This window comes from Actinopolyspora sabaoui (assembly GCF_051225635.1).
Lineage (GTDB): Bacteria > Actinomycetota > Actinomycetes > Mycobacteriales > Pseudonocardiaceae > Actinopolyspora.
Genome location: NZ_JBMIHH010000002.1, coordinates 238,009 through 251,264, shown reverse-complemented (window position 1 = coordinate 251,264; position 13,256 = coordinate 238,009). Strand labels below are relative to the sequence as shown.

General features: G+C 66.2%; 15 protein-coding genes. 11 read left to right on the top strand and 4 right to left on the bottom strand.

Going from position 1 to position 13,256, the window contains the following annotated elements; all coding sequences use genetic code 11:
* Positions 1 to 166 precede the first annotated feature (166 nt).
* Positions 167 to 721, top strand: coding sequence for an adenylate kinase (locus tag ACOQFL_RS03640; protein ID WP_092626198.1), 555 nt, complete (start codon positions 167 to 169; stop codon positions 719 to 721).
* A 288-nt stretch (positions 722 to 1,009) separates the two neighbouring features.
* Positions 1,010 to 1,804: a type I methionyl aminopeptidase gene (gene map / locus ACOQFL_RS03635; protein ID WP_435542662.1), complete on the top strand. Its 795-nt coding sequence runs from the start codon at positions 1,010 to 1,012 to the stop codon at positions 1,802 to 1,804.
* Between the two features lie 395 nt (positions 1,805 to 2,199).
* On the opposite strand, the gene ACOQFL_RS03630 is transcribed toward map, so the two are convergent.
* A complete protein-coding gene (locus ACOQFL_RS03630; RefSeq protein WP_435542661.1) occupies positions 2,200 to 2,841 on the bottom strand; it encodes a class I SAM-dependent methyltransferase in 642 nt (213 codons plus the stop codon).
* Positions 2,842 to 3,396: 555 nt separating this feature from the next.
* Between ACOQFL_RS03630 and infA the strand changes: the two genes are divergently transcribed.
* From infA to ACOQFL_RS03590, 8 genes are all read left to right on the top strand, one after another.
* Positions 3,397 to 3,618 carry a translation initiation factor IF-1 gene (infA, locus tag ACOQFL_RS03625; RefSeq protein WP_017976785.1) on the top strand — a complete coding sequence of 74 codons (222 nt, stop codon included), beginning with the start codon at positions 3,397 to 3,399 and terminating at the stop codon, positions 3,616 to 3,618.
* Positions 3,619 to 3,671: 53 nt separating this feature from the next.
* The gene (gene rpmJ, locus ACOQFL_RS03620; RefSeq protein WP_092626791.1) at positions 3,672 to 3,785 is read left to right on the top strand and encodes a 50S ribosomal protein L36; all 114 of its coding nucleotides are present in this window, start codon (positions 3,672 to 3,674) and stop codon (positions 3,783 to 3,785) included.
* 234 nt (positions 3,786 to 4,019) lie between these two features.
* A complete protein-coding gene (gene rpsM, locus ACOQFL_RS03615) occupies positions 4,020 to 4,397 on the top strand; it encodes a 30S ribosomal protein S13 (protein ID WP_435542660.1) in 378 nt (125 codons plus the stop codon).
* A gap of 23 nt (positions 4,398 to 4,420) precedes the next feature.
* On the top strand, positions 4,421 to 4,825 hold the full coding sequence (rpsK, locus tag ACOQFL_RS03610) for a 30S ribosomal protein S11 (RefSeq protein WP_092626192.1): 405 nt from the start codon (positions 4,421 to 4,423) through the stop codon (positions 4,823 to 4,825).
* Between the two features lie 25 nt (positions 4,826 to 4,850).
* Positions 4,851 to 5,456, top strand: a complete 606-nt coding sequence (gene rpsD, locus ACOQFL_RS03605) for a 30S ribosomal protein S4 (RefSeq protein WP_435542659.1) — start codon at positions 4,851 to 4,853, stop codon at positions 5,454 to 5,456.
* Positions 5,457 to 5,607: 151 nt separating this feature from the next.
* On the top strand, positions 5,608 to 6,729 hold the full coding sequence (locus ACOQFL_RS03600; protein WP_435542658.1) for a DNA-directed RNA polymerase subunit alpha: 1,122 nt from the start codon (positions 5,608 to 5,610) through the stop codon (positions 6,727 to 6,729).
* 51 nt (positions 6,730 to 6,780) lie between these two features.
* Positions 6,781 to 7,338, top strand: a complete 558-nt coding sequence (rplQ, locus tag ACOQFL_RS03595) for a 50S ribosomal protein L17 (RefSeq protein ID WP_435542657.1) — start codon at positions 6,781 to 6,783, stop codon at positions 7,336 to 7,338.
* Positions 7,335 to 8,237, top strand: a complete 903-nt coding sequence (locus ACOQFL_RS03590; protein WP_435542920.1) for a tRNA pseudouridine synthase A — start codon at positions 7,335 to 7,337, stop codon at positions 8,235 to 8,237. Before rplQ ends, ACOQFL_RS03590 begins: the two co-directional genes overlap by 4 nt.
* 59 nt (positions 8,238 to 8,296) lie before the next feature.
* On the opposite strand, the gene ACOQFL_RS03585 is transcribed toward ACOQFL_RS03590, so the two are convergent.
* The 3 genes from ACOQFL_RS03585 to eccE form a co-directional block, all read right to left on the bottom strand.
* Positions 8,297 to 9,184, bottom strand: coding sequence for an endonuclease domain-containing protein (locus tag ACOQFL_RS03585; protein WP_435542656.1), 888 nt, complete (start codon positions 9,182 to 9,184; stop codon positions 8,297 to 8,299).
* Between the two features lie 155 nt (positions 9,185 to 9,339).
* The gene (locus tag ACOQFL_RS03580) at positions 9,340 to 10,074 is read right to left on the bottom strand and encodes a hypothetical protein (protein ID WP_435542655.1); all 735 of its coding nucleotides are present in this window, start codon (positions 10,072 to 10,074) and stop codon (positions 9,340 to 9,342) included.
* On the bottom strand, positions 10,071 to 11,384 hold the full coding sequence (gene eccE / locus ACOQFL_RS03575; RefSeq protein ID WP_435542654.1) for a type VII secretion protein EccE: 1,314 nt from the start codon (positions 11,382 to 11,384) through the stop codon (positions 10,071 to 10,073). Before eccE ends, ACOQFL_RS03580 begins: the two co-directional genes overlap by 4 nt.
* A 181-nt stretch (positions 11,385 to 11,565) precedes the next feature.
* Here eccE and eccB point away from each other — a divergent pair, with 181 nt between their 5' ends.
* Positions 11,566 to 13,146 carry a type VII secretion protein EccB gene (eccB, locus tag ACOQFL_RS03570; protein ID WP_435542653.1) on the top strand — a complete coding sequence of 527 codons (1,581 nt, stop codon included), beginning with the start codon at positions 11,566 to 11,568 and terminating at the stop codon, positions 13,144 to 13,146.
* The last annotated feature ends 110 nt before the right edge of the window (positions 13,147 to 13,256 follow it).

The window sequence follows — 13,256 nt, the reverse complement described above, 5'->3', positions numbered from 1 at the left end:
TCGGCCACGTCGGTTACGGTGTCGATCGCTCGATGTCCGTCTCGGCGGGATCGCCGCCGGGAGCACTTCCCGGTGGCGCCCCGGTGCGGACGTGCGATGACAGACGGGACGAAAGTGCCCGCCAAACGGTGGCGTGAGCCATCATCACGGATTCGGAGGCAGACCCTTGGTGCGATTGGTTCTGGTTGGCCCGCCAGGTGCGGGCAAAGGCACCCAAGCGGCCGTGCTGAGTGAACATCTCGCGGTCCCCCACATCTCCAGTGGCGATTTGTTCAGGGAGAACATCGACAACGTCACGCCGCTGGGCAAGGAGGCCAAGAGCTACCTCGACGCCGGTGAGCTGGTACCGGACGAGGTCACCAACGAGATGGTGCGTCAGCGACTTGCCGCCAGTGACGCGGCCGAGGGCTTTCTGCTCGACGGATTCCCGCGCACTACGCCGCAGGCCGACGTGCTCAGCAACATCCTCTCCGAGAACGGGATGGAACTCACCGCGGTGGTGCAGTTCGAGGTTCCCAGGGAGGAGCTGGTCCGGCGCCTGCTGGACCGCGGTCGTTCGGACGACACCGAGGAACTCATCCGGCGCAGGCTGGACGTGTACGACTCGGAGACGGCGCCGCTGTTGGACTACTATCGGAACAAGCTGATCACGATCGACGCGTTCGGGCCGGTCGAGGAAGTCACCTCGCGAGCTCTGGAGGCCCTGCGCGCTCGTGCCTGAGTGTTCTACCCCCGGTTCGATCCGTTGCCCGTAGCCGGGCGACCGGCCCCGGGGGAGATGACTCGTGGCCGGACCTCGCGTGAACTCGTTCCGCGAACGGCGGTGTTCGGCGTGACGGTACTCGAACCGCGGGAGTCGGGGACGTGTGACGGAGCCGGAGAGGTCTTCGGCGCTCCCGGAGCGCCCGACTCCCGCGGTTGCCGGGCCGCGCCGGGGGAGTGGCCCGGAAGTGGGACCGGGGCGAGAATCGTTCTTGTAAGGCCGTTGAGTTGACGAGAGGGGCAGCTGGTGCTGCGTCGCGGTAAGGGCATCGAGCTCAAGAGCAGTGGTGAGATTCAGGCGATGCGCGCGGCGGGAATCGTCGTCGCGCGCGCCCTCGCGGCGGTGACCGAGCAGGCGAAACCGGGGGTCAGCACCGCCGAGCTCGACTCGGTCGCCGAGGAGGTGATCCGAGGTGCGGGTGCGACCCCCTCCTTCAAGGGCTACCACGGTTTCCCCGGTTCGATCTGCGCCTCGATCAACGAGAAGATCGTGCACGGCATCCCTTCGACCACGGAGGTACTCGCCGACGGTGACCTGATCTCGGTCGACTGCGGAGCGATTCTGGAGGGGTGGCACGGGGACTCCGCCGTGACCATCCCGGTCGGTTCGGTCGGCCAACGTGACCTGGCGTTGTCGGCGGCCACCGAGCGAGCGATGTGGGCGGGCGTCGACAAGGTCGCGGCCGGTAACAGGCTGACCGACATCTCGCACGCGGTGGAGTCCGCGGCCAGGTCGGCCGCCACCTCGGACGGAATCGACTACGGGATCATCGCCGAGTACGGCGGGCACGGTATCGGAACCCGCATGCACATGGAGCCCTTCCTCCCCAACCTCGGCAGGCCGGGTAAAGGGCCCAAGCTCCGGGAGGGTATGGCACTGGCCGTCGAGCCAATGCTGACCCTCGGACCGCCGGACAGCGAGGAACTCTCCGACGAGTGGACCGTGGTGACCGTCGACGGCTCCCGGGCCGCTCACTGGGAGCACACCGTGGCCATCACCTCCGAGGGCCCCTGGGTGCTCACCGCCGCCGATGAACAGTAACGCCTCGCGGCTTGCGTGCGTGGCCGGGTAGCCGTCACGTGAGTCGGCGCCTTGCTGTGTTGGGCCGGCTCTTGAGTAGCGACCTACGCGGCGAGCGGCCCCCCGGCCTTGCAATGCATCCGACTCACGCACCGGGGACACGTGCGCTGCGTGGCCTCGGGTGAGGGATTCCGTGGCCCGGTGTTCGTGGTTCCTCGCTTGGCGGAACCTCTCGCACGGCTCTCGCTGCGGGGCCGGCGACCTCGGGTAGCGGCCTACACAACGTCTCCGGCGTCCTCGCGAGAGCCGCACGGGAGAACCCGCGGGTGGTCAGGCTGCGAGGGTGGTTGGGGCTCGGCCTGCGTCGCTCGGGCGCGGCGATTTCGTGGGAAATTGACGCTGCCAGGGCCGACGGCTCACTCGATCGGGTGGCGGCAGGTGTAGTGCAGCATCGGCGGGACACTTCGCCACGTGGTGTGCGTCAGTACCTCGCCGAAACCGGCCTCCAGGCGAGCGCGGAAACGGCGCCCCCCGGCGCTGTGGCGCATCGGCAGGTAGGTCATGGCGGTGAACACCCCGCCGGGGGCCAGGCTCCGGCGACACTGCCGAAGGACCTCGTACTGCTCGTTCACGTCCAGCAGGGACCAGGGAATGCTGGTCACGATCACGTCCGCGCTGTCGATCCCGAGACCGGGCAATGTCGATCGCAGTTCCCGAGCGTCCCCGTGCACCGTTTCCATCTCGGGGATCCGGCCGCGCAGGTGGCGCACCATGCGCTCGTCGAGTTCTATCCCCACGTGTCTGCCCGCGGCGGGAAGTCTTTTCCTTATCTCGACGCTGAGTGAGCCGGTTCCCGGACCGAGTTCGACGACCACCGGCTCGCCGTGCTCCGGCACGACGCGCCCCACGCTGTCCGCCACAGCGTTCGAGGTGGGAGTTGCCGCGCCCACAGTTCCCGGATGGCGGATCGCCGCCGTGAAGAACCGTCGGTAATCAACGACAGGCGCGTTTCGCAGCCAATGCCTCGGTGAGAAACGGCCGTGGTGCTGGGTCGTCACCTTGTGTCTCCTCGGTGTGCCTGACCGGGGTGTCGCGCCGGACGACCCTCGATCATACCGCCACTTTTCCCGGAAGCGCTTCCTCCGGAGCGGTTGCTCTCGGTCCGCTCGTCCCGAGCGTCCCCTGCGAGCGGGGGTGAGACGGGTGGCTGTGGGACTCCTCTCCTTCGTGGAGCGGCCAACGAACAACGACCAGTAATCACACAGTGTGTTTTTTATGGTACACAGCGTTACTGTCGGCTCGTTGTCCAGCCCCGATTTGGGTGGCATTCGCGCGTGCGCGTACAGTGGAGTATCGGCGCACTCGTGGCGCCGGTTCGTCATGCCGTTCTGTTCGCAGGGGGCGTGGTCCGCTGGGGCGGGCAGCAGCGCGGTTTCCCGATCGCGGGGGCCGTGATTCCTGTGTATGTCCTCCGGGCCAGCTTGTCCGTGGGTGGTTGGGCTGCCGGACCGCGTCGGAGTGGGTCTGCCTTTGGTGCCGGCTCCGGCGTCAGCGGTAATAACGGTACGAGCTACCGAGAAGATGAACTGTCACCGTCACGAAACGCGGAGGACATGGGCAAAAAGGACGGGGCCATTGAGGTCGAGGGTCGGGTGATCGAGCCGCTCCCCAACGCGACCTTCCGCGTCGAGTTGGAGAACGGCCACAAGGTCCTCGCGCACATCAGTGGCAAGATGCGCCAGCACTATATCCGCATCCTGCCCGAGGACAAGGTCGTCGTGGAGCTGTCTCCCTACGACCTCTCCCGTGGGCGCATTGTCTACCGCTACAAGTGACCTCCACGGTGTCCGGGGTTACGGACACGCGTCGCGATCAGGAGAGCACGGCCGTGAAGGTCAAACCGAGTGTCAAGAAGATCTGCGATAACTGCCAGGTGATCCGTCGTCACGGACGGGTTCTTGTGATCTGCAACAACGGGCGTCACAAGCAGCGTCAGGGCTGACCGGCAGCGAAGCGGTCTCTACCGAGACAAACAAACCAGGCGATACAAGGGACCTCCCTGTGACCTGCCGACTCGGGAGTTGGGTCGGTTCACCCCCGGAACCAGGCCGGGGCTTCGTGTGGTTACGGGTCCCGGACGGGTCTTCGGTTTCGAAGCGACTCCGCCCGGGCGAGCCCCGTGCACGAGGACGGTCGGGGAGTAGACCTGGAATGAAGAGTGAGGAGCACCTGCCAGATGGCAAGGATTGCCGGCGTTGACCTCCCGCGCGAGAAGCGCATCGAGGTCGCGCTGACCTACATCTACGGCATCGGCCGCAGCAGCTCGCAGGAGATTCTGCGCAACGCGGACATTTCGATGGACACCCGCGCCAAGAATCTCGACGACGAGCAGCTCGCCAAGCTGCGTGAACACGTCGAGAACAACTACCGGGTCGAGGGTGACCTCCGTCGTGAGGTGCAGGCCGACATTCGCCGGAAGATCGAGATCGGCTCCTACGCCGGGACGCGGCACCGTCGTCACCTGCCGTTGAACGGGCAGCGGACCAAGACCAACGCCCGTACCCGCAAGGGGCCGAAGAAGACGGTCGCAGGCAAGAAGAAGGCCAGGAAGTAAGCCTCGCGAGGAGATAAGCAGTAATGCCACCGAAGGGTCGCGCCGGGACCGTCAAGAAGGTCCGGCGCAAGGAAAAAAAGAATGTAGCGCACGGACAGGCGCACATCAAGAGCACTTTCAACAACACGATCGTCTCGATCACCGACACCGTCGGTTCGGTGATCAGCTGGGCCTCCGCCGGTCACGTCGGCTTCAAGGGCTCCCGCAAGTCCACGCCGTTCGCCGCGCAGATGGCGGCCGAGAACGCCGCCCGCAAGGCTGCCGAGCACGGCATGAAGAAGGTCGACGTGTTCGTCAAGGGGCCCGGTTCCGGACGTGAGACGGCTATCCGTTCGCTGCAGGCCGCAGGCCTCGAAGTGGGAACCATCCAGGACGTGACCCCGCAGCCCCACAACGGCTGCCGCCCGCCGAAGCGTCGTCGGGTCTGAGAAGCGGGAGAGGAGTAGAAACGCAATGGCCCGTTACACCGGTCCCGCGACCCGTAAGTCCCGTCGGTTGAAGGTTGACCTCGTCGGCGGCGACCAGTCGTTCGAGCGTCGTCCGTACCCGCCGGGTCAGCACGGCCGTGGGCGCATCAAGGAAACCGAGTACCTGCAGCAGCTGCAGGAGAAGCAGAAGGCCCGCTTCACGTACGGGGTGCTGGAACGTCAGTTCCGCTCCTACTACGAGGAGGCCAACCGCAGGCCCGGCAAGACCGGCGACAACCTGCTGCAGATGTTGGAGAGCCGGTTGGACAACGTGGTCTACCGTGCGGGTATCGCTCGTACCCGCAGGCAGGCCCGTCAGCTGGTCAACCACGGTCACTTCCTGGTCAACGGCAGGAAGGTCGACATTCCGAGCTACCAGGTCGCCAAGTTCGACATCATCGACGTCAAGCCGAAGTCGTTGAACACGACGCCGTTCATCATCGCCAAGGAAACCCTGGGCGAGCGGCCCTGCCCGGCCTGGCTGCAAGTGGTGCCCTCGTCGCTGCGCGTGCTGGTGCACCAGCTGCCCGAGCGTGCGCAGATCGATACACCGGTCACCGAGCAGCTCATCGTCGAGCTCTACTCGAAGTGATACCGGGCGGAGCGGCTACCGCATCGATGGCTGCTCCGCGGCCCGGTACGGGTGGGGACGCGACGCGTCCCCACCTCGCCCACTGTTCGCAGCGGGCACGCCATCCCTTCGGCGTAAAATGGCGGGCGCCGTGTGGAAAGGAAAAACGACAGTGCTCATCTCCCAGCGACCCTCACTGTCCGAGGAGCCTATTTCGGAGACGCGCTCCCGGTTCACCTTCGAGCCGCTGGAGCCCGGCTTCGGTTACACCCTCGGCAATTCGCTCCGCCGTGCCCTGCTGTCCTCGATCCCGGGTGCGGCCGTGACCAGCCTGCGTATCGACGGTGTGCTGCATGAATTCACCACGATTCCGGGGGTCAAGGAAGACGTTACAGACGTCATCCTGAATATCAAAGAACTCGTGGTCAGTTCCGAGGACGACGAGCCCGTCACCATGTATCTGCGCAAGCAGGGTCCGGGTGACGTCACCGCCGCCGACATCGTTCCACCCGCCGGTGTGACGGTACACAATCCCGATCTCCACATCGCGACCCTGAACTCCAAGGGCAAGCTGGAGATCGAGCTCGTGGTCGAGCGGGGGCGCGGCTACGTCCCGGCGGCACAGAACAAGGAGTCCGGTGCCGAGATCGGCCGGATTCCGGTGGACTCGATCTACTCGCCGGTGCGGAACGTTTCGTTCGACGTCACCGCGACTCGTGTCGAACAGCGCACGGACTTCAACCGACTCGTTCTCGATGTCGAGACCAAGCCGTCGATGACCGCGCGGGACGCGGTCGCCTCGGCAGGCCGCACCCTGGTCGAACTGTTCGGCCTGGCCCGTGAGCTCAACGTCGACGCAGAGGGCATCGAGATCGGTCCGTCGCCGGCCGAGGCGGACACCATCGCAGCGTACTCCATGCCGATCGAGGATCTCGATCTCACGGTACGCTCGTACAACTGCCTCAAGCGCGAGGGTATCCACACCGTCGGCGAGCTGGTCTCGCGCAGCGAGGCCGACCTGCTCGACATTCGCAACTTCGGTGCGAAGTCGATCGACGAGGTCAAGATGAAGCTGGTCGGTCTGGGTCTGACCCTCAAGGACAGCCCTCCGGGATTCGATCCCTCCGCCGCTGCCGCCGAGTACCCCTCGGAAGGCTGGTCGGAGGAGCCGAGCATCTCCCAGGGGATGTCCACCGGCGGTTTCGACACCGGTCTCGACAGCGGTTACGACACCGGCTTCGACAACGGTTATGACGACGACGGTCAGGACTACGCGGAGACTGAGCAGCTCTGACGGCTGCGCTTCGCGGACTGGTTTCCGGCCGCACCTTGAGAGGAGCAACCGATGCCCAGCCCAACGAAGGGTCCGCGTCTTGGCGGGTCGCCGTCGCATCAGCGGCTGATCCTGGCGAACCTGGCCACCGCGCTTTTCGAGCACGGGCGGATCACCACGACCGAGGCGAAGGCCAAGCGGGTCCAGCCCTTGGCGGAGCGTCTCATCACCAAGGCCACCAGGGGTGACCTGCACAATCGTCGCGAAGTGCTGAAGACGATCCGGGACAAGGACGTCGTGCACAAGCTCTTCGCGGAGATCGGACCGTTCTTCTCCGACCGTCCCGGTGGCTACACCAGGGTGGTCAAGACCATGCCCCGTAAGGGCGACAACGCTCCGATGGCCATCATCGAGCTGGTCAACGAGAAGACGGCCACATCCGAGGCCGAAGCCGCCCGCGGTACCAAGTTCGCGAAGGACCAGCAGGCCACGGCGGAGCCCGCCCAGCAGGGCGAGGAGACCTCCGAGGCCGACGAGTCCGCGGACGTCGATGTCGCGGAGTCCGCTTCCGACGCCTCCGAAGCCGAGGGCACCAGCGACGAGGACACCGAGAACAAGGACCAGTCCTGATTTCGTCGCGTGCCGAGGTTGCCGACGAACCCGCCGCTCCCGAACGGGAGGGCGGGTTCGTTCGCGTTCGTGTCGAACTCGCCTACGACGGCACCGATTTCTCCGGTTGGGCGCGCCAGCCCGGCTTGCGGACCGTGCAGGGACTGCTGGAGGACGCGCTGTGGAAGCAGCCGCCCGGCAGGGAGCTCGTGGGGTCTGTGGTGGTGGCCGGGCGAACCGATGCCGGGGTGCACGCCGATCGTCAGGTGGTCCACGTGGACGCGGTGCCGCTGGCGGCCGAGGATCGGCACCGGTTGGAGGTCGACGAGCACGGGGTGCCCGATCTGACGCGGCTGTGTGGTCGCTGGAACCGGATTCTGCCCGGTGACGTGCGGGTGCTGCGGGCCGACGTCGCCCCGAGCGGTTTCGACGCACGGTTCGCCGCGATGCGGCGGCACTACCGCTACCTGGTTTCAGACGCGCCGTGGGGGGTCGACCCGTTGCGGCGCCGCGACACCCTGGCCTGGAACAGGCCGCTGGACGTGCGGCGGCTGAAACTGGCTTCGAACGACCTGGTGGGGCTGCACGACTTCGCGGCCTTCTGCAAACAACGCGAGGGCGCGACCACCGTCCGACAGTTGCAGTCGTTCGAGTGGGAGCGGGTCGACCGGCACCTGTTGGCGGCGACCCTCACCGCCGACGCCTTCTGCCACTCCATGGTTCGTAGTCTGGTGGGGTCGGTACTGATGTCCGGTGATTCCAGACGTGGTACCGAGTGGCCCGCGGAGATGCTGCGAGAGGGAACCAAGACCAGTGCGGTCGCCCCCGCACACGGCCTGACGCTCACCGGCGTCGAGTACCCACCCGACGACCAACTGGCCGAGCGGGTCAGGACCACCCGGGCACGGCGCTCGCTGTGACCGGCGATTTCGCGGGAAATTGACGCCGCTGGGGTGGTGATTTCGTGGGAAATTGACGCTCACGCCCTCCCCAAAGCCGTCCCGACCCGTCGCACGAGTTCGTTCGGCGTCTCGAACAACTCCCGCGCGGTGACCACCAGCACCTGCCAGCCGCACTCCGCTATGCGTTGCCTGCGCATCCGGTCGCGGCGATGCTGTTCCGCGTCAGCGTGCCAGGCCCCTTCGTACTCCACGGCCACCTTGGCGTCCTCGTATGCGAGATCCACTCGGGCCACGAACCTCCCTCGGTGAACGATGTTCAGTTGTGGGGTCGGCGGCAGGCCCCGCTGCACCAGGAGCACGCGCAGCATCGACTCCGGAAGGGACTCCGCTCTGCTGTCCAGCAATTCGAAAGCCGTTCGGGCCTGGCGAATTCCGTAGTGGTTTCGCTCGCCGAGGAAGCGGCGGAGTTCTCTCGCCTCGACCAAACCCTCGTGCAGCATCCGGTCGCAGTTGGCCACCGCCCACCTGAGCGGATAGCGGGCGAGCATCTCGAAGGAACTCCGGCAGGGGGAGGCCAGCCTGATTCCGTTCCAGGCGGAGTGCTCATCAGTCGAGACGCTCCGAGCCCAACACTTCAAGCCCGACCTTCGATTCATGTACTTGTCGTTGACGAGTACTTCGACCGCGTCGTTGTGGTCGGCGAGCCGTGCCCCGTGCAGCGTCGCGGCCGACCTCCCCGTGATCACCGCGTCGGGAGACAGGAACCGTGCCGCTGCCTGGCACCTCAGTTCGTGGCTCAGCGGAACGTCGGCCGGTGTGTACAGACCGTGGAGTACTCGGCGGTACGCCCCGGACTCACGTAGCCCGCGGTCCGTTATTCCGGCTTCCAGTGCTTCGGCGCGGGTGAAAAGTACCGACTCCCGCGGTACCCCTTCCGGGGACGTTGTCGATGCGATGTCTGTCATACCTGCCAGTATCGGAGCGACGACCGGCAGGTACCCCAGTGTTTTCCACGGGATGTGGACAGTTGAAGTGCGGTGTGGACACACGCGCCGCGATTTCGCGGGAAATTGACACCCCAGCGGCGTCAATTTCCCGCGAAATCGCCAAAGGAGTGGGCTCAGTCGCCACGCCGGATGGGGCCCAGGAGCTCACGTTCCGCGTGGTTGGTCACGAGCCGGATCGGGCTCCAGAGCATGTTGCCCAAAGCGATGATTCCGTCGTCCTGCAGCGTGGTCAGCTGCTGCACCTGCGGTGGGTGCAGATGCCAGATCCGTCCCGCCAGCTGGGCCTGGTTCATCGGGATTCGCTGTAACAACACCAGATCAGCCGTGTTCGCGGCGGTACCGTTACCCACTTGCGGGTGCAGGTACGGCAGCACGTACATGGTGGTCTGCCACGCCGAACGCGGCGGGAACAGTTCCTGGGGCACGGCTCCGCCGTCGTGAATCACCAGCAGCGGGGCGTCCTCGCTGGAACGTGGCAGGTCGAACGGGGTGAGCCGTCGGATCTGCACCAGCGGCACCGGGCTGCCGTCGGGGGTGTGGCCGGCGGCGGTCGCCAGGTTTTCCCAGGAGTCCGGTCGCCCGGTCGCGATGATCACCCAGGCGCCGGTGGCCATGGCGCGCAGCGCGATCTGACGAGCCAGGTAGAGCCCGCCCACCGTGACCATCCTGGTGGGCTGCGGACGGAGGATCGAGGTGGAGATGGGTTCGCCGTGCGGCCCCGAACCGATGATCATCCCGCCGCGGTCGCCGGAGGGGCTGACCGCGTCCAGCGTCTCCGGGGGTACCAGGAACTCCGGAACCCTGTCGCGCAGGTCGTCGGGTGTGTCTATGGTCCTGCTGCGGCTCATATCGAGCCTCCCAACGGCAGAGTCGCGTTGAATCCGGCCAGTTGCACGCCACCCAGGGGGGTCAGCGTGACCCCGAGTCGATTGCTGATACCGCGCAGCTGCTCGTCCGCGGTGTCCAGCTCGTCGGGAGTTCGGGCGCTGACCCTGACCAGGCTGCGCAGCCCGACCTCACTGTTCTCACCGGTGGGGGATATGGACATCGTCACGGTGGAGGACAGCGCACGAACCCCGGTGAGCGCGTTCAGGTTGTTGCTCATCTGCGAGGGCCAGCCGGTGATCGCGTAGCTGGAGTGCCCCACTCCGCCTGCCGTGACCCCGTCCCAGCGTTCCTTGAGGCCGACCGAGCGCTGCGAACCCAGCACCGACTGCATCTCGGCCGAGGCGATTCCCGCCTGCAGCAGTTCGTCCGGATCCAACGGCCGGGTCGGTACCGATTCCCGTTCCAGGGCGCTTCGTACTCGGGAGAGCGCACCGATCAGCGCGCGGTGTGCACCCACTATGCCGCCGCCTCGTTCTCCCACGGCCTTGGCGCATCGTTTCGGATCCAACCGCACCGTCACCCATGTGGTACGGCGAGCCGCCGCCGGTAATGGCCCCAGCACCTCCATGTAGGAGTTCAGCGCGGGCGATTTCGACGGCAGCGCGGCACTTCCGGGGTAGCAGTGCCAGATCACCCGGATCGCGTCGAGGACCACGCCGCGGTCCTCCAGGCAGTGGGTCAGCGAGCCGAGCGGGAGGTTCGGTGCCTTACCGATCTCGGTGACCAACGACGGTGTGGGTTCCACCATGAGCACGGCGGTCCACTTGCCGTCGTTGAACGCCATCCCGACGTGGTTGCGGTCGTGGTCCTGCCCGTGTGCCACGACCAGGTCGGGAACGACCAGCCGCAGCAGGGATACCCGATGGTTCTCCTCCGGGCCGATCACCCCGTCGCCGTTCTCGTCCCCACCGTCCGTCAGACCGGGTGTGACGGGTGTGACCACGCTGGTGTGGTTGCGGAACTTGTAGCCCAGCACGAGGCCGAACATCTGGGTGAACCATCGGCCGCGCCTGCGCAACAGGGCGATGATCACGGCCAATCCGGCTACTCCCGCCGCGAACGGCCACAGTGTCCGATCGATGCCGACGGTGACCAAACCGGCCGCGATACCGATCTCCATGACGACGAGGTTGGATACCGGCAGTGCCCCCAGGCTGGCACCACTGGTCCGTCGCCTTGCCTGAATTCGTGCCCGCGTCGCGTTGGTGGGCCCGGTACCGGACGATCCCGATGCTTTCGGTGGGGCCGAATGCTGTGTGGTCACGGACATCCGTTGGGTCTCTCCCCCTCGCAGGTAGATGCGTCTGCCCACTGTGGGTGCGGGCGAGTGTAGGTATCGGTAACCGATCGAAGAGAATACTGCGGTGAGTCGGTCGAACCGGACCCACGCGGCAACCTTTCCCGGCTACCCTGCTGAACGGTACCTCGCACGGGAGAGCTTTAGGCGAAGAATGGCATCAACACCCACCACCAAATCACAAGTCCAGGCGTACAGGTTCGTCATACGTCGTATGGAATCGGCACTAGCCCGCAGAGACGCGGTGATGCTGCACGATCCGCTCGGTTCGCACAAACGCGCCACCATCGCCGGTGCGATCATCGCCTGTGTCGGGATGATCGGATTCCTGGTGTGGGGGTTGTTCGGCGGCCAGGGCACCGTCCCGAAACCGGGATCGGTGGTCATCGCGAAAGGTAGCGGCAGCGTCTACGTCGTCACTTCCGACGATCAGGCGGACAAGCGGCTGATTCCGATGCTCAACATGGCCTCGGCGAAGTTGCTCGTCATGGCCAAGGGCAACGCTCAGGGGCAGGCGATCGAGCCGACCAAGGTCGAGCAGTCGGCCCTGGCTGAATTACCTCGTGGGCCGAAGACGGGAATGCCCAACGCGCCGGACTTCCTGCCCGAGCCGGGACAAGCGGCCACTCCGGCATGGGCGATCTGCGACGTGGCCGAGCTGAACAAGGCGTTGGACACCGAGGACATGCTCGCCTCCGCTGAGGTGGAGACCACCGTGTTGGGCGGGGTGACCGGGCACGGTCGGGAAATCGGGCGTGACGAGGCGCTCTACGTGCGGGACTCCTCCTCGGAACGGACGTATCTGATCTATCGCGTGCGATCCGACAACAGCACCGGATCCAGGGTGGTCAAAGCCGCCCTCCCGGACGAGGAGCCCGCGGTGACGGAGATGTTCGGTCTCGGTGCCGCGGTTCCGCGCATCGTCAGCACCAACATGCTCAACGCGATTCCCGAGGTGGACTCGCTCGACGTGCCGGAACTCTCGGAAACCACCCCGGCGTACGACAGTGGCGGCTACGGGGTCGGTGACGTTCTCGAACGCAGTGTGCCGGGGGAGACCCCGCAGTTCTTCGTGCTGCGGCAGAGCGGAAAACAGCGGATCACTCGCGGCGCGGCCGCCGTGCTGCACGCTTCCAGGTACAGCTCCAAGGAGATCCCCAACGCCACGGGGATGCTCACCGAGATCGGCAGTGCCGACGCGGCCGACGAACTCGACGTGGACCACTTCCCGGTAGGGGTTCCGCAACCGCTCTCGTTCGCGGATGCCAACCGCTCCTGCCTGAGCTGGTCCGACGAGTCCGGGAAGCAGCGGGTCACGGTCACCGTCGGATCGGGTACGCCCGCGCCCAAGGCGCCGGTGAAACTGGCCCAGTTCGACGGGACGGGGCCGCGCGTGGACTACTTCTACATGCCCCCGGGCAAGGCGGCCGTGGTGCGCGGGAGCACCGGGCCCGAGACGGCCGAGGGCGGTCCCATCTACCTGGTCTCCAACCGAGGGGTCACTTACGGGATCAAGGACGTCGCCACCGCCAAGGGGCTCGGCGTGGTCAACGGCACCGGGGACATCGGAGCGGCCCCCGCCTCGATTTTGGGGACACTGCCCTCCGGTGACTTCCTGGATCCGGCACAGGCCGGTTTCGTCTACGACTCCATCCCCGTCGAATCGGAGGCCGGGGTCAACCGGGCTCCGGAGGAGGAACAGCAGCAGGCCAACACCGGAGCGGCCGCCGACTAGGTGCTGTTCAGGAATTGCCCGATCGCCGGCAGCCACTTCCTCGGGTGGCCGTTTCCTCGGGTAGCAACGCGGCCCGGAACCGAGTTGGTTCCGGGCCGCGAGTTCGTTCG